This is a genomic window from Shewanella avicenniae, assembly GCF_017354945.1.
GTDB lineage: Bacteria > Pseudomonadota > Gammaproteobacteria > Enterobacterales > Shewanellaceae > Shewanella > Shewanella avicenniae.
Genome location: NZ_CP071503.1, coordinates 3,107,887 through 3,124,646 on the forward strand (window position 1 = coordinate 3,107,887; position 16,760 = coordinate 3,124,646).

General features: G+C 50.7%; 12 protein-coding genes. 4 read left to right on the forward strand and 8 right to left on the reverse strand.

Annotated features, from left to right (window positions below; translation table 11 throughout):
* Positions 1 to 74: 74 nt before the first annotated feature.
* The 4 genes from JYB87_RS13805 to glyA all read right to left on the reverse strand — a co-directional run bounded on the left by JYB87_RS13805 (position 75) and on the right by glyA (position 3,677).
* Positions 75 to 731 carry a riboflavin synthase gene (locus JYB87_RS13805; protein WP_207354051.1) on the reverse strand — a complete coding sequence of 219 codons (657 nt, stop codon included), beginning with the start codon at positions 729 to 731 and terminating at the stop codon, positions 75 to 77.
* Between the two features lie 3 nt (positions 732 to 734).
* Positions 735 to 1,859 carry a bifunctional diaminohydroxyphosphoribosylaminopyrimidine deaminase/5-amino-6-(5-phosphoribosylamino)uracil reductase RibD gene (gene ribD, locus JYB87_RS13810; protein WP_207354052.1) on the reverse strand — a complete coding sequence of 375 codons (1,125 nt, stop codon included), beginning with the start codon at positions 1,857 to 1,859 and terminating at the stop codon, positions 735 to 737.
* A 1-nt stretch (position 1,860) separates the two neighbouring features.
* On the reverse strand, positions 1,861 to 2,313 hold the full coding sequence (gene nrdR, locus JYB87_RS13815; RefSeq protein ID WP_207354053.1) for a transcriptional regulator NrdR: 453 nt from the start codon (positions 2,311 to 2,313) through the stop codon (positions 1,861 to 1,863).
* Positions 2,314 to 2,423: 110 nt separating this feature from the next.
* Complete coding sequence (gene glyA / locus JYB87_RS13820; RefSeq protein WP_207354054.1) at positions 2,424 to 3,677, reverse strand: serine hydroxymethyltransferase; 1,254 nt, start codon at positions 3,675 to 3,677, stop codon at positions 2,424 to 2,426.
* 220 nt (positions 3,678 to 3,897) lie between these two features.
* Between glyA and JYB87_RS13825 the strand changes: the two genes are divergently transcribed.
* Complete coding sequence (locus JYB87_RS13825) at positions 3,898 to 4,857, forward strand: alpha/beta hydrolase (protein WP_207354055.1); 960 nt, start codon at positions 3,898 to 3,900, stop codon at positions 4,855 to 4,857.
* A gap of 95 nt (positions 4,858 to 4,952) precedes the next feature.
* Here the strand turns inward: JYB87_RS13825 and JYB87_RS13830 are convergent, their stop codons facing one another.
* The 3 genes from JYB87_RS13830 to JYB87_RS13840 all read right to left on the reverse strand — a co-directional run bounded on the left by JYB87_RS13830 (position 4,953) and on the right by JYB87_RS13840 (position 9,964).
* Complete coding sequence (locus JYB87_RS13830; RefSeq protein WP_207354056.1) at positions 4,953 to 7,409, reverse strand: sulfite reductase flavoprotein subunit alpha; 2,457 nt, start codon at positions 7,407 to 7,409, stop codon at positions 4,953 to 4,955.
* 173 nt (positions 7,410 to 7,582) lie between these two features.
* On the reverse strand, positions 7,583 to 7,933 hold the full coding sequence (locus tag JYB87_RS13835; RefSeq protein WP_207354057.1) for a DMT family protein: 351 nt from the start codon (positions 7,931 to 7,933) through the stop codon (positions 7,583 to 7,585).
* Between the two features lie 90 nt (positions 7,934 to 8,023).
* A complete protein-coding gene (locus JYB87_RS13840; RefSeq protein ID WP_207354058.1) occupies positions 8,024 to 9,964 on the reverse strand; it encodes a methyl-accepting chemotaxis protein in 1,941 nt (646 codons plus the stop codon).
* A 364-nt stretch (positions 9,965 to 10,328) separates the two neighbouring features.
* Between JYB87_RS13840 and JYB87_RS13845 the strand changes: the two genes are divergently transcribed.
* From JYB87_RS13845 to JYB87_RS13855, 3 genes are read left to right on the forward strand one after another with little or no spacing between them, the layout of a single operon-like run.
* Positions 10,329 to 11,579 carry an efflux RND transporter periplasmic adaptor subunit gene (locus JYB87_RS13845; RefSeq protein ID WP_207354059.1) on the forward strand — a complete coding sequence of 417 codons (1,251 nt, stop codon included), beginning with the start codon at positions 10,329 to 10,331 and terminating at the stop codon, positions 11,577 to 11,579.
* Between the two features lie 3 nt (positions 11,580 to 11,582).
* Positions 11,583 to 13,526 carry a MacB family efflux pump subunit gene (locus tag JYB87_RS13850; protein WP_207354060.1) on the forward strand — a complete coding sequence of 648 codons (1,944 nt, stop codon included), beginning with the start codon at positions 11,583 to 11,585 and terminating at the stop codon, positions 13,524 to 13,526.
* A 4-nt stretch (positions 13,527 to 13,530) separates the two neighbouring features.
* Positions 13,531 to 14,928: an efflux transporter outer membrane subunit gene (locus JYB87_RS13855; RefSeq protein WP_207354061.1), complete on the forward strand. Its 1,398-nt coding sequence runs from the start codon at positions 13,531 to 13,533 to the stop codon at positions 14,926 to 14,928.
* A 139-nt stretch (positions 14,929 to 15,067) separates the two neighbouring features.
* On the opposite strand, the gene exaC is transcribed toward JYB87_RS13855, so the two are convergent.
* Entirely contained in the window at positions 15,068 to 16,591 is a 1,524-nt protein-coding gene (gene exaC / locus JYB87_RS13860) for an acetaldehyde dehydrogenase ExaC (RefSeq protein ID WP_207356712.1), read from the reverse strand.
* Positions 16,592 to 16,760 lie beyond the last annotated feature (169 nt).

Sequence of the window (16,760 nt, forward strand, 5' to 3'; positions counted from 1 at the left end):
CTCATTTGAGTAGTTAAAATTTTAACGGTTTCTCAATTAGCGATCAGCGCGGATGCTTCAAAGCATGAGTCTGATCAACGGATAAATCCTGATTTTGCGAGCAACTCCATAGTCACTCCGCCCGATGTCGGCGCAGCCGCTGGTGCTTGCATCAAACGCTCCAGATAACGGGCAATTTGATCGACTTCCAAATTGACACAGTCACCCGCATGCAGCAGTGGCAAGGTGGTTTCGCCAGAGGTGTGCGGCACAATGGTCAAGCGGAAACGATGCCCTTGTACTTCGTTCACCGTCAAGCTCACACCATCAATCGCAATCGAGCCTTTGTGGGCAATATAGCGTGACAGCTCGGCTGGCGCTTCCAACCAATATTCGGTGGCTTTACCACGTGGATGCACTTCCACCACTTTGGCTTGACCATCAATGTGGCCACTCACCAAATGGCCGCCTAAACGGGTAGATGGCGTGACCGCTTTTTCCAGATTGACCGCGCAGCCCACTTGGTAAGTGTCAAAGCCGGTTAGCGTAACGGTTTCGGCTGATACATCAGCAGTGTAGCTGTCAGCCGTTTGTGCAACTACGGTCAAACATACGCCGTTGGTGGCGATACTGTCACCGAGTTTAACGTCGGTCATATCCAGCTTACCTACCGCCACGGTGAGGCGAATATCATCACCACGACGCTCAATCGCGCGAATGTGGCCTACAGATTCAATAATGCCGGTAAACATGGGTTACTCACCTATTTTAAAAATCATGCGCGTATCGGCGCCAAGTTGGCGGCGGTCGCTAAGGGTTAACTGCGGAATGTCGCTCATCTGCTGATAATCCGGCAGATTAAGCAGATTGCGGCCGTGAGCACCGAGAATTTTTGGCGCTTGATACAGCACTAACTCATCGGCCAAGCCTGCCTCAATAAAGGCGCCGCACAGGGTTGCGCCTGCTTCCACCAGCACTTGGTTGTGCTGCGCGCCCAGATGGTCAAGCAACGCGGTTAAATCCACCCGGCCATTGACGGCGGGCAACTGCAAACAGGCAACATGGGCGGGCAATTGCGCTTTAAAGTCTTCAGCATAATCTTGGCAACTCACCAATAGCACTGGCGATTCGATGCCCAGCAATTTGGCATTGAGCGGCATGCGGCAGTTGGAATCCACCACTACGCGCAAGGGTTGAATCAGTGCGTTTTCGCTCAAGCTCTCCGCTAAGCCTCCGAGTTCACTATGTCGCACATTCATCGATGGGTCATCCGCCAATACTGAGCCGATTCCGGTAATCACCGCACAGCTGATTGTGCGTAAGCGCTGAACATCACGGCGGGCAGCGGGGCCGGTAATCCACTTGGATTCACCGTTAGAAAGTGCGGTTTTGCCATCAAGGCTGGCGGCTAATTTCACCCGCACATAAGGGCGTTGCCGCTCCATACGGCTTAAAAAGCCAGGGTTCAGCGCACGCGCTTCCGCTTCGAGTAAACCACTCGCCACCTCAATCCCCGCGTCTTGAAGCATATTCAAACCACGGCCAGCCACTTGTGGATTGGGGTCGGTCATCGCTGCGACGACCCGCTTTAAGCCGTTATCAATCAGCGCCTTGGCACATGGTGGAGTGCGACCATAATGGCTGCAAGGTTCAAGCGTAACGTAAGCGGTGGCACCATAGGCTTTATCACCGGCCATGCGCAGTGCATGCACTTCGGCATGCGGGCCACCGGCGCGTTGATGCCAACCTTCGCCGACAATCTCGCCGGCGTCATTGACAATCACGCAGCCCACATTAGGATTCGGCCGCGTCGTGTAACGGCCATTGGCCGCTAATTGAATTGCGCGCGCCATCATGGCGCGATCAAGCATTGACCACATATTATTTCTTCTGCAATTTGGCGATCGCTTCACCAAATTCTGACACATCTTCAAAGGCACGATACACCGAGGCAAAACGGATGTAGGCCACTTTGTCGAGTTCGATCAGCTGATCCATCATCAGGTTGCCGATCATCTCTGAGGTCACTTCGCGCTCACCAGTGGCGCGCAATGACGATTTAATCTTGTTGATTGCTTCTTCGATACTGTCGATAGACACTGGGCGCTTTTCTGCCGCCCGCAGCATACCACCGCGCAGTTTTTCTTCATCAAACGGCTGACGCGAACCATCGCGTTTAATCACCCGTGGCATCACCAACTCGGCACCTTCAAAGGTGGTAAAGCGCTCATGGCATTGCGTACATTCACGACGGCGGCGTACTTGATGGCCTTCGGCGACCAGACGAGAGTCGATCACTTTGGTATCGGTCGCACTGCAAAATGGGCAATACATGAAATGTCTCCTGCGAGATTGAAGAATGGCGCTCGTTTGCAGTCCAATACAAACGAAAATGGCCGCTAACTATAGCGGCCATGGGAGTTTATCGCATTCACCTATAAAGGTTAACCATAAACAGGGAAGCGAGCGCACAGTTCCAGCACTTTTGCTTTCACGTCAGCGATAACCGCTTGGTCTTGCGCGTTGTCCAATACGTCACAGATCCAGTGAGTCAATTGCTCGCTTTCTGCTTCTTTGAAGCCACGACGAGTAATTGAAGGGGTACCGATACGAATACCTGAAGTCACAAATGGTGAACGTGGGTCGTTAGGTACTGAGTTTTTGTTAACTGTGATGTTCGCTGCACCCAGTGCCGCATCGGCTTCTTTACCGGTCAGTTCACGGCCGATCAAGTCCACCAGCATCAGGTGGTTTTCAGTGCCGCCAGATACGATTTTGTAACCGCGTTCTAAGAACACTTTGACCATCGCTTTCGCGTTCACAACGACTTGTTGTTGGTAAGCTTTGAATTCTGGTTCCAGCGCTTCTTTAAAGGCTACCGCTTTACCCGCGATAACGTGCATCAATGGGCCACCTTGGCCACCTGGGAATACCGCAGAGTTCAGTTTCTTGTACAGGTCTTCATCATCAGCCGCAGAGATGATTAAACCGCCACGTGGGCCTGCCAGAGTTTTGTGGGTAGTGGTGGTCACTACGTGTGCATGTGGTACTGGGTTAGGATAAACACCCGCAGCCACCAAACCAGCAACGTGCGCCATATCCACGAACAGGTATGCGCCGATTTTGTCTGCAATTTCGCGCAGTTTAGCCCAGTCAACAATGCCTGAATACGCAGAGAAACCGCCGATGATCATCTTAGGTTTGTGTTCCAGCGCCAGAGATTCCAGCTCGACGTAGTCGATTTTGCCTTCGTCATCCACACCGTAAGGGATAATGTTGTACAGCTTGCCAGAGAAGTTTACTGGTGAACCGTGAGTCAAGTGACCGCCGTGAGCAAGGTTCATCCCCAGAACTGTGTCACCAGCTTGCAACAACGCCATGTAAACCGCGCTGTTTGCTTGTGAACCTGAGTGCGGTTGCACGTTAGCATATGTTGCGCCAAACAGCTCTTTAGCACGTTCAATTGCCAGCGTTTCTACTACGTCAACATACTCACAACCACCATAGTAACGTTTGCCTGGGTATCCTTCCGCGTACTTGTTGGTTAACTGTGAACCCTGCGCTTCCATGACGCGTGGGCTAGTGTAGTTTTCAGAAGCAATCAGCTCGATATGTTCTTCCTGACGGCGAGTTTCGTCTTCAATCGCCTTCTTCAATTCAGGATCATAATCAGCAATGTTCATACTTTTCTTCAGCATCGGATACTCCAGCTGGATAATATCTAGTAGGTAGGGTTGCGCGTATTCTACTCTGCTCTGCGTCACAATCCCAGCCTCGAATATGATGAAAATCCTTCGTGTTGCAGATGATACTGTTTCACCTTGCGAACAAAGCTTGATACGATTTTGCTGCTTGCATCGCGACTATCGCCGCTGGCAACATGGAGATTATTCCTGCTTTGGCTGTTAAGGTACTGCTGTGCAACGCCGTATTTCTCTGTCTATTTTGATCTTGCTATTGAGCATTAGCCTCGGCGGCTGCGCCCAATATGTGGCAAACCAGATTGTCCATCCTACTCGCGCCTCCAGCGAAATGGCGAACGCCGCAAGCTTTATGGACGCCATGTTGTTAACGCCCCATAACGACTGCGCCAATCCGTGTATTCATTATGTGGCGGGACAACCTTGGACAGACACAGACCCCGCGCGCAGCTTCGAACTGACGCTTGCACTCAACGCGCAATCGAAGCCAGACAGCATTGTGCAACAACAGCGTCAGATGCAAGGCACAGTGATTTTATTGCATGGTTACTCTGCCAATTGGACCTGGATGATGCCTTGGGGGCTATATTTTCAAAGTCGCGGATTTAACACGCTCATCCCCGACATGCCCGCCCACGGCAGCACCAGCGTCAGCGAGTTCAGTTATGGCGTGCGCGATAATCACTACCTTAAACCTTGGCTACAACAGTTGAATCCACCTAGACCTTGGATCGTCGTTGGTCATTCGATGGGCGCAATTGCTGCCAGCTATCTTGCTGCCGATATCGATGCCAACGCGTTAGTATTAATTGCGCCAACCAGCCCTTTACCAGAAGCCAGTAAAAGCGCGGCGTACGCATTTCACCCCGTTTTGAGTCAGTTGATACCGGATAGCAGTATCGATGCCGGCAGTGAACAAGCATTGAAAATCTTGCGCTTGGGCAAAGCCGATACTGATATTCGCAATATTTTGCACAACTGGCAGCGCCCCACCATTTTGTTCACTGCTGATAATGATGGCGTAATTGGCAATGATTGGCCGGCCAAACTCACTGGACTTAAGTTTGAGCAACATCAACTGAGCGCCACTCACGCATCGATTTTGCAACCAACCTCCACGGCGCAACAGTTAATGGATAATTGGTTAGTGCGCTTATTGCAGAAGCCCGCACATTAACGCGCAGAAAGAATAGTCCTGTCGATTGAAAGCGGCCTTTAGAAGTCAAAAGACCAGCAAATTTGCTGGTCTTTTACTTACTATCAGATTCCTAACTAATACAGATCGCGGTGATAACGACCTTGCTCCAGCAATTGATTCACTTGCTCCGCACCGAGCAAACTGAGCAAAGCTTGATGCACACCAACGCCAATTCCTTCGATACTCCCGCAAACGTAAATATGCGCACCGTTGGCCAGATAATCGACCAGTAATGGCTGTTGTGGTGCCAGCAACTGCTGAACATATTGGCCTTGGTCATCGGCGTTGTGGCTGCGGCTCCAAGCACAATCCAACTTGGTTAAACTACCGTTAGCTAAATATTGCGCCAGTTCATCGCGGTAGTAGGCATCACTATCAGCATAGCGCTCACCAAACAACAACCAAGTATCGCTGCCGTGTTTCACGTGTTGACGCTGTTGTAAAAAGCCCAAATACGGCGCTAATCCAGTGCCTGCGCCAATCATGATCAGCGGCAGATCTTGCTCTGGCAAACGGAACCCTTGATGCGGTTTTAGGCGCACACTGAGTTTATCGCCCAGTTTGGCATGGGCTAACAGCCCTGAAGCACGTCCGAATCGGCCATCCTCAAGGGTAACTTTACGCACCATCAGCCGCACATGCGGTGCCGTTCCAGCACTGGCAATCGAGTAACTGCGCACCGCGAGGTCTGGCGTTTGTTGCAAGTATTGGGTCGTACTGATGGCATCCGTCCCAAACTCTTTGGTGAGCGCCTGCACCCGCCATAACGACAAAGTTTTATCCGCCAGCTCCACCGGTTCATCCCCGGTAAATCCAAGCAGATTAAGGTACTCGCGGCTGACCGATTCGCTGACGATTGGCATCAACTCCAGCAGATCGCCTGCCTGCCATTCGCCCGTCAATTGCAGTTCGATGTCATACACTTCGCGGCCACTGTCTGGATTCAAGCAGCGATGCTCAACCACGTGCGCTTCCACAAAACCACTGTCGAGTTTATCTAAACTGAGTTGCAGTCGCTCCGCCAATGATTGATTCCATTGGCTAATGGTATGTTCCGCACCGCGATCGACCTCAGTCAGCGGGATCAACTGCACGGCACCGAGCTCTTGTAGCCGCCGTGACAACCAGTGGCCAAAGGCACAAAACTGTTGATATTGGCTATCACCAAAGGCAAGCACAGCAACTTGCACGTTATGCAAGGCAGTATTGGCTTGCGCCAACCGTTGTTGGAATGCTAATGCGGTATCGGGCGGCTGCCCTTCACCATAAGTCGAGGCAAGCAGTAACACTTGGCGATATTCACTGAGTTCTTCGGGCTGCAATTTGCTCACACAGCGCAGATGAGTCGACAACTGCTGTTGCTCAAACCAGGCTTGCAAGCGTTTGCCATAAGCCGCGGCAGTACCACTTTGACTGGCATAAGCAATCAGGGTGTCGGCATGACCACTGACCGACTCTTTTGGTCGAGCTCGACGATTAAAGAACAACCAGATACCGGTAATCGCAAATGAGCCAAAGGCAAAACCTGCGAGTGACCAGATTATTCGTCCCGGTAAACCGAAGAACAAACCGGTATGGAAGGCGTAGATATTGGCCAAAATGAAGTCGCCACCGGATAACTCATCGTAATGCTGCTGACTCAGCAACTTGCCCGTGGCCAAATCGAGGCTCAAGCTGGAATAGGCTTGTGGATGCGGGGCATCGGGCGCTAAGTAACGCACATTGAGTGCATCTCCCGGACGACGCGGCATATACAATCGTGCAAACTGACCATTGGGCAACTCGCTTTGTAAAGTCGCGCCAACCGCATCGAGATTGACCTCAGTACTGCTACTTTTCTGTGCCACACGCTCTTTTGGGGTTTCCAGCATGCTGCGCACACCATCGCGATACCAATCAAAGGCGAACCAAGGGCCGGTAAGCGCCATGATGAAAATTGGAATAAAGAACCAAGTGCCCAGCAGCGCATGCCATTGCCATAACAAGTGACGGCCACTGCTGCCCTTTTTCCATACCAGCCAATCTTTCACGTTGCGCCAGTTGTCCGGTGCGCGACGAATCAGCCCAGCAATCAAAAAGATAATTGCCATCACCGCTGAGGTCCCCGTGAACAGACTGCCGATAGAATTCGGCATCAGCAACCAACGATGCAATGCCATAACATCGCCAAAGAATTCGCTGATTGCGGGACGATTACCGAGGATCTGGCCGGTATAAGGATTGAAAATACGCCATTCGCGCTGCTTACTTTCCTCATCGCGATATAACGCCTTTCCCGGCTCATCGGCTTCAGGTGCAAGATAAATACGCTCGAGCTTTTTGCCCGGCAACGTAACCGCGGGCAACAGTGCTGCGGGGGCTAAAATGCGGGTTTGTGGGGTCACTTTTTCAGTTGGCCAAGCCGCCGTAATTTGGTCTTCGAGTGCCAATAAGCCACCGGTGAAGCCCACAATCAACAGCACCAATGCGCTTGCTAAACCCAACCACTGGTGAAGACGAAAGCTAATGCGTTGAATCCATTTCTTAGACATAAATGATTATGAGAATAGTTTTCAATTGCGATAATATATAAATAATCTCGCGCCTGAGCTAGTAGCTAACCGGACAAATTTACTGAAATTTGCATTTTTGTGCGGTTGTCTCAATAGAATGCGGCTCAGGGGTTAAAATGTCTCAGTAATCTTATGCTTTTATTAAGCTTCAATTAATTTAATTTACTACGAAATACGAAATACACCGCGCCAACCAAACACAAACCCGCCCAGAGATAGTCCAGCTTTAATGGTTCTTTGAGATAAAACAGCGAGAACGGCACAAACACCATCAAGGTGATCACTTCTTGCAAAATCTTTAACTGCCCGACACTCATCACGGTAAAGCCAATGCGATTAGCCGGCACCTGTAACAGGTACTCAAACAGGGCAATTCCCCAGCTTGCGAGCGCGGCTATCAGCCAAAATTTATTGTTCAGTTCTTTGAGATGGGCATACCAAGCAAAGGTCATAAACACATTACTGCAGAGCAGTAAGGAGACTGTAATAACGAAGGGATTCATCGAGTGACTCAAATACCCAAGTGTGGGCAGATAGTTAGATGGCACATTTTACGCCGCGCCATCTCACCGAGTAAATCGAACGAATGATAATTACGCTTGAAAGCGCTGCACTAACTGCTGTTGCGCCCAAATTAGCTGCTCTAGCTGCTCAGTAGAATTGGCAAAAGCGCTCACCCCTTGATAGCTTTCTTCAGTGATATCAGCAATCTGACCAATATTGGCGCCAATATGTTCGCAGCTCGTTTGCTGCTGCGCCGCCGCACTGGCAATCTGCTCGCTGTTTTGACTCACTTCCGCAATCAAACGCTGAATATCATTCATGCAGGCAGCTGTGATGGCGCTTTGCTGTAATCCTTGTGCCATGGCGCTTTGACAATGCACCATTAACCCTACAGTAGCGTCGGCGCCTTGCTGCAACTGCTGAATAATCTGCTTGATGGTGTTGGCCGATTCTGACGTTTGCTGCGCTAAGGCGCGCACTTCACTGGCAACCACCGCAAAACCACGCCCATGTTCGCCCGCTCGCGCCGCTTCAATCGCGGCGTTTAATGACAACAGATTGGTTTGATCGGCAACCCCTTGGATGACATCAAGCACGCCGCCGATTTCTCGCGACGAGCTATCCACGGCCTTGATTGAATCACTAGCCTCCTTTAACGACTCGGCCAAGGTTTCAATGCCCTGAGTACTGATATCCACTTGCTCGCGACCATGATTCACCGCCGAACTCATGGCTAATACACTTTCTAGCGATAACGCAGCGGACTGCGCCACCTCTTCCACCGCCTTACCGAGCTGTACCATAGCCACATTCACCTGCAAGGTTTGCTGGCGCTGCTCATCTAAGGCTTGGTGGGTTTGTTGCGACCGAGTACGCGTTTGTTCGGCCACTTCGGTGAGTTGTAGCGCACCAGCCTGAAACTGCTGCAACATCTGCCGAATATGGTTCAATAGTGCGTTGGTACTGTTCGCGAGTAAACCAAACTCGTTATGGCTTTGATAACGCACATCCTCGGTTAAGTCTCCGGCAACTGCGGCTGCTTGAACGCGCAATAAGGCTTTCAGTGGGCGTTTAATCGCTAAGTAGATGTTCATGCTAACGATCAGCGCCAACGGCAATGACACCGCTAAAATTGCCAGTGTCAGCCAAAAGCCGGTTTGCAGTGCTTGGTAGACATGTTCAGCACTATCGGTAACTGAGCTATGCGCGGCTTGATCTACAGCGCCCAAAATCGCAATCGCATAATCGATGGTGCCACCGGTCATATCGACTAACTCAGTGCGTTGTTGCTTCGCATCTAAGGCGGCCAATTTCGCCGTCGTTAATTGTCCCAGCAGTTGGCGCAAACTCGGTTGAACCTCAGTCGCCAATGCGTCAATGACATTTCCCTTAACGTCATCCAGTTGTTGCTGAGCGCGACTCATATCAAATTGATCGACGGCACTCATAACTGCGGCCACACTTTGCTGCAGTAATGAGATATCGGTGCCTGCGAGGGATAATTCAGTTGCAGCTTGATTCCAACCTTGGCGCAGCTCCGTCAATTCAGCCTGCGCCGCCAACAAGGTAAGCTGCTGCTCGGCTAACATTTTACCTTGGGAAAAGTAATCATCATCAAAGCTATCAAACGGTGAAATCAGCGATTGTAATTCTTGGTTATCCCCTGCGAGCTGCTTCAGCTCAGCTAACGCTTCGTTAAATAATCGCTGAGACTCAGCAAAGCTATCCAAGGTGATAATAGCCACCTGTTTATCTTCAAGGCTGGGCAAGGTTTTTAACTGCCTATCGCCATTAAGCAGCACTTTGCCGAGTTGGTTAGTTTGCAGCACCAACGGCGTGGCAACATCGGTCATTAACTGCAGCTGTTGTTTGACGCGTTCGCTGGATAATAGATTGACCCCACTGCCAAGCAGCAGTAACAGCGCCAGCAGGGAAAAGCCCAACATCACTTTCTGAGTAATGGATAACCGAATAATCAATCGACGCAACCGTCGTTGCATAGTTGCTGGAATAAGACGCCCAATCGCCATGTCGTTTACCCTTTATAAGTAGGAAACACGGCGTGACGGCGAGGGAAACCAGCGTCGGCCGTGGCACGAGTTAGCGCAAGTTTAAGACGGAGTAATGACAGTCAGATGACAACTGGAGCGAAAGCGCTTGTGAGCCATTTAACTGTTGAAAATTGTGTCAAAAGGTAAACAAATTTTAAGCAGTTATTTCTATCCACATGATTTATAGCCGATTTATACGTTGATTTAGGAATCTTTACTAAATCCTTACACTTTCGCGCTCGGCGTTGACAGCAAAGTCGATATACTGCCGAAAGTGAATTTTTCAATCATTTGGAACCAGTCCGCAGTCGCGCCTACTGGACGTTCAGGGAATTCTGCAAACATGAAAAAATCGTTGAAACGCAAGCTGATCTTCGTTGCTGTGCTAGTGGTAATTGCGCTGGCGATTACTGTTTATTACGTGACGCGTCCTAAACCAGCACCTACTTACGCTACTGAAGCAGCGCATCGGGGTAATATCGAAAACACCGTATTAGCCAACGGCATGCTGCAAGCCTATAAGTTGGTTAACGTGGGGGCACAGGTATCGGGTCAGATCAAAACCTTGGCTGTCGAATTAGGCCAAGAAGTGAAAAAAGGCGATTTGATCGCGCAAATCGATAGTTTAACCCGCCAGAACAGCCTGAAAAATGCCGAAGCCTCGTTGAACAGCATCAAAGCGCAGTATCGCGCTAAGTTGGCGCAGATCCACCAAGCACAATTGGAATACGCCCGTCAGAAAGCGATGCTGGCCGATAACGCCAGTTCTAAAGCAGATTATGAAGCCGCTGAAGCAACCTTAACCGTGTACAACGCGGAATTAGAACAGTTAAAAGCGCAACAGGCGCAAGCCGAAATCCAGTTAGACAACGCGCGCGTTGATTTAGGCTACACCACCATCACCGCCCCGTTGGACGGCACTGTGGTGTATAACGCGGTGGAAGTGGGTCAAACCGTCAACTCCAATCAAACCACGCCAACCATCGTGGAGATGGCACAGCTGAGCAAGATGACCGTGAAGGCGCAGATCTCTGAAGCCGACGTAGTTAACGTGAAACCCGGCCAAGAGGTGTATTTCACCATTTTGGGCAACCCCAATAAAAAATACTTTGCTACGCTGCGCGCTATCGAGCCGGGACCAACCTCAATGGATGGTAACGACAAAGACATGACCTCCAGCGATTCTGATGCCATCTACTATAACGGTCTGTTTGATGTAGATAACGCAGACCGAGCGCTGCGCATTGGCATGACCGCACAGGTTTCTATTGTGTTAGCCCAAGCCAAAGATGTACTGCTGGTGCCGGCACAAGTGCTGCAAACCGCCAAAGCAGGCGGTCCAAATAAAGCCGCGGCAGCTGGTAAGCCAGAGGCTAAGGCCAAAATGGCCAAAGCGGATGGCAAAGGCGCCAAACAATATCAAGTGCCGGTGTTAGTCGATGGCAAAGTTGAATATCGCGATGTGCAAGTGGGCATCAATAACAAGGTGTACGCCGAGATTGTGTCAGGGCTTAACGATGGCGATGAAGTGGTGATCGGTATGCCATCAGCCACCAGCTACTCTAGCCGCTTTGGCCGTTCAGTGAGACTGTAATTTATGAGCAAACCCTTACTCGAAGTCAGTGGTGTGTATCGCTCATTTCCTGCGGGCGAGCAGCAACTGACGGTACTGCACGATATCAATCTCACCATTGAGCGTGGTGAGATGGTGGCAATTGTTGGTCAATCTGGTTCCGGCAAATCCACCTTGATGAATATTTTAGGCTGCCTCGATAAGCCGTCTGAGGGCACCTATTTTATCAACGGCCAAGATACCTCGAAGATGGAAGCCGATGAGCTGGCTGAACTACGTCGCGAATACTTTGGCTTTATCTTTCAACGCTATCATCTGCTCGGTGATTTAACCGCCGTTGGCAATGCCGAAGTACCGGCAATTTATGCAGGCAAAGCCCGCGAGCAACGTCATGTGCGCGCTGAGCAACTGTTAACACGCTTAGGTTTAGGTGACCGGCTTGACCACAAACCTAGCCAGTTAAGTGGTGGGCAACAACAGCGGGTGAGTGTGGCGCGGGCGCTGATGAATGGCGGCGATGTGATTCTGGCCGACGAACCGACCGGCGCACTCGACAGCCACAGCGGTGAAGAGATGATGCGCTTGCTACAAGAGCTTCATCAAGATGGTCACACCATCATTATCGTGACCCACGATATGCAAGTCGCGCAATACTCCGACCGCATTATCGAAATCAAAGATGGGGTGATTTTTGCCGATCGGCGCAATAAGCCATCGCCTCAACCCAAGACCATTCCAAACCACAGCGCCAAACCTCGTAATCTATTGGCGCATTGGGATAACTTTTCAGAAGCGCTGAAGATGGCGTTGCTGGCGATGACCTCGCACCGTTTGCGTACCTTTCTCACCATGCTCGGCATCATTATTGGTATCGCCTCGGTGGTCTCAGTCGTGGCGCTCGGTGAAGGCTCACAACGGCAAATTTTGCAAAACATCAGCTCAATGGGCACCAACACCATTGATGTTCGCCCCGGCAGTGGCTTTGGTGATCGACGTTCAGGCCGTATTCGCACCTTAACCGCCAGTGACGCTGAAGCACTGAAAAACTTGCCATTTGTGGACAGCGTTACGCCATCTATTAATACCAGCGTCACCATTCGCTATGGCAACCAAGCAAAAAGCGCCTCGGTCAGTGGTGTCGGCCCAGACTTTTTCCGCGTACGCGGTTATGAGTTGGCCGCTGGTCAATATTGGGATGAACAAAGCGTAGATTCACTGGCGCAAGAAGCGGTGATCGACGACAACACCAAACGCGAGCTGTTTCCCGACAGCAACCCGATTGGTGCGGTGATTTTCCTCGGCAGTTTGCCGGTGCGGATTATTGGGGTCACCGAGAAGAAGCAAAGCGCCTTTGGAAATAACGACGCGCTCACCGTTTGGGTGCCGTTTACCACCGTTGGCGGTCGCATGATGGGGCAGCATTATCTTGGCAGCATCTCTGTACGGATTGACCAAGACGCGCCGAGCGCCGCCGCTGAGCAAGGGATTATCAGCTTGCTGAAGATGCGTCATGGCACCGAAGACTTCTTCACCATCAACACCGATACCATTCGGCAAAATATTGAGAAAACCACCGCGACGATGACGCTGTTGATTTCCGCTATTGCGGTGATCTCGTTGGTGGTGGGCGGTATCGGCGTGATGAACATCATGTTGGTGTCGGTCACCGAACGCACACGCGAAATCGGGGTACGGATGGCAGTGGGCGCTCGCCAAGGCGATATCTTGCGGCAGTTCTTAATCGAGGCAATCTTGGTGTGTCTCTGCGGCGGGATTTTAGGGATCAGTCTGTCATTTTTGATTGGCTTTGGTTTCTCATCTGCCAGCAGTAATTTCCAGATGATCTACTCCACCAATTCCATTATTGCCGCGTTTGCCTGCTCAACTTTAATTGGGGTGCTATTTGGCTTCTTGCCTGCGCGCAATGCCGCTCGCCTTGACCCTGTTGATGCTTTGGCCAGAGAGTAATTTCATGATGAAACAGTACAATATTCGATATCATTTGGCCGCCATCGCCGTTTGCAGCAGTTTGCTGAGCGGCTGTGGGGCGCTCACCCGCAGCGAATATCAACCACCAGCGTTACAAATTCCCGCCAGTTGGCAGCAAGCTCAGCTGGCGACTGAAGTCAGGCTCGATCCTTGGTGGCACTCTTTTAACAACCCTGAACTAAACACGCTGATCAACGATGTGCTTAGTCACAACAGCGACCTGGCGTTAGCCACTCTGACGCTCAAGCGGGCGCGCTTACAAGCAGGCTTGAGCCGCGATGATTTATGGCCGCAACTGTCATCCACACTCAGCGCCAGCAAAAGCAAGCCGCTAGATGGTGGCGACAGCAGCACCAGTTATAGCGCCGAATTGTCAGTCAGCTATGAAGTGGATTTATGGGGCAGAGTGTCAGCCAATATCGATCAAGCCCAATGGTCAGCAATGGCGAGTCTTGAAGACCGCGAAAGCACAGCACAAAGCTTAGTGGCCACCACGGCATCACTCTATTGGCAGATTGGCTACCTAAAGCAGCGGATCCAACTAAGCCAAAACAGTATCGATTACGCCAAACAAACCTTGGCATTAACGCAGCAACAATATGCTAATGGGGCGGTTTCGCAACTTAACGTATTGGAAGCGCAGCGCAGTTTAGCCGGCCAAGAAGCCAACCATAGCCAATTGGTACAACAGTTGGTTGAAGCGCAAAATGCCATGGCAATTTTGTTTGACCGGCCACCGGCAGAGTTTCCGATTGCCATCGACAAACTGCCTGAAGGCCAAGTGCCCAACATTGGCGCTGGAGTGCCAGCCGATATATTGGTGCGCCGCCCGGATGTGAAATCTGCGCTGTATCAGTTACGCGCGTCACTGGCTGCCAAAGATGCCACCTTTGCGCAATACTTTCCAAGCCTGAGCCTCACTGGTGCAGTGGGTGATTCTTCCGAGGAACTGAAAGAGTTACTGCGCAATCCCATTGGTAGCATTGGTGCAAGGTTAACCCTGCCGTTTTTGCAATGGCGGCAGATGAATATCAACAATGATATCGCTGACTTAACCTATCAATCGGCCATCATTAGCTATCGGCAAACCCTATATAAAGCCTTTGAAGACGTAGATAACGCCATCTCCGCACGGCAGCAGTACGCTTATCAGGGTGAGAAGTTGCAACAGCAATATGATGCGGCGGCAGCGGCAGAGAAAATCTACGCCAGCCAATATCGTAACGGAGCTGTGAGCATTCAAGATTGGTTAACGGCGCAAGAAACACTGCGTAATGCAGAAGCATCACTGCTGCAAAACCGCTACAATCAACTTACTGCGCAATCAACCTTGTATCTGGCCTTAGGCGGCAGTGATATTGCGCCCGAGCTGACACAGTAAACGTTGATGGTTCAGTTGAGCTCATTGTTTTTCTTAGCAATACAACTAAAAGCTCTACAACGAAAAAAACCGGCGGGGGATGTCCGCCGGTTTGTGCTTCTGCCATCGCCCCACGAGCCTATGGGACTCGGCAGAAAAACTAGAAGAAGCCGAGAGGGCTAGTACCGTAACTGACCAGCAAGTTCTTGGTTTGCTGATAGTGTTCCAGTGCCACTTTGTGAGTCTCGCGACCGATACCCGACTTCTTATAACCACCAAAGGCAGCATGTGCTGGATATGCGTGATAGCAGTTGGTCCATACACGTCCGGCTTTGATCCCGCGCCCCATGCGATAAGCACGGTTCATATCACGAGTCCAAACCCCTGCCCCTAAACCAAATTCAGTATCGTTGGCGATTGCTAACGCTTCTGCTTCATCTTTAAAAGTGGTTACACCAACCACTGGGCCAAAGATTTCCTCTTGGAATACGCGCATCTTATTGTGGCCAAACATCAAGGTAGGCTGAATGTAGAAGCCTTTGTTCAATGCCGCATTCGGCATTTGCGCCACGCCACCACCGGTCAGGAAATTCACCCCTTCATTACGGCCAATTTCCAGATAATTCATAATGCGCTCAAACTGTTCCATAGAGGCTTGCGCACCCACTTGGGTATCCGTATCGAGCGGATTACCGCGAATGATGCGCTCAGCGCGCGCAACTACCTGCTTAATAAATTCAGGATAGATGCTCTCTTGAATAAGTGCACGCGATGGGCAAGTACAAACTTCACCTTGGTTGAAGAATGCCAGCACAGTGCCTTCAACACATTTGCTCAGGTAGTCATCTTCAAACTGCATTACATCTTCAAAGTAGATGTTCGGTGACTTACCGCCGAGCTCAACGGTACTTGGGATCAACAAGTCTGCCGCACAGCGCAAAATATGTTGTCCAACCGGCGTTGAGCCAGTAAAGGCCAATTTAGCGATGCGTTTGCTGGTGGCCAGCGCTTGACCTGCTTCTTCGCCGATACCGTTAACAATGTTCACCACACCATCTGGCAGTAGATCGCCAATCACTTCCATCAACACCAGAATCGATGCTGGTGTTTGCTCCGCTGGCTTCATCACCACACAGTTACCAGCCGCTAACGCCGGCGCCAGTTTCCATGCAGCCATCAACAGTGGGAAGTTCCACGGAATGATCTGCCCAACAACCCCCAGCGGTTCATGGAAATGATAGGCCACCGTAGTGCTATCGATTTCAGCGGCGGTGCCTTCTTGAGCACGAATACAGCCGGCAAAGTAGCGGAAATGATCCACCATCAATGGGATATCGGCCGCCAGCGTTTCACGCACGGCTTTACCGTTATCCCAAGTTTCTGCAACCGCCAACATTTCTAAGTTTTGCTCGATGCGATCTGCAATGCGCAGCAAAATGTTGCTGCGCTCAGCCACCGAGGTGCTTCCCCAAGCATCTGCAGCTGCGTGCGCCGCATCTAACGCCAACTCGATATCGGCTTCATTTGAGAGCGGAACTTGACAGAAAACTTCACCGTTAACAGGTGAGATATTATCGAAATAACGGCCAGAAACAGGTTCTACCCAGCGGCCACCAATGTAGTTTTGGTATTGAGACTTAAAGGTTACAACGGATCCCAATTCCCCAGGATTGGCATAAATCATGTGCATGACCTCTTATCTTTTAGTGGTATTGTGCGTCTTGTCACATAAAGATTAGACTTTAATAACATTCATGACTTCGCTATTTGTCCTTTTTAGTTTGCTGAGCGTCCAGTTCGTTATACTAATTAAGAAACACAACAAATAAGCAGATGAAGAGTAGCAAGTAACA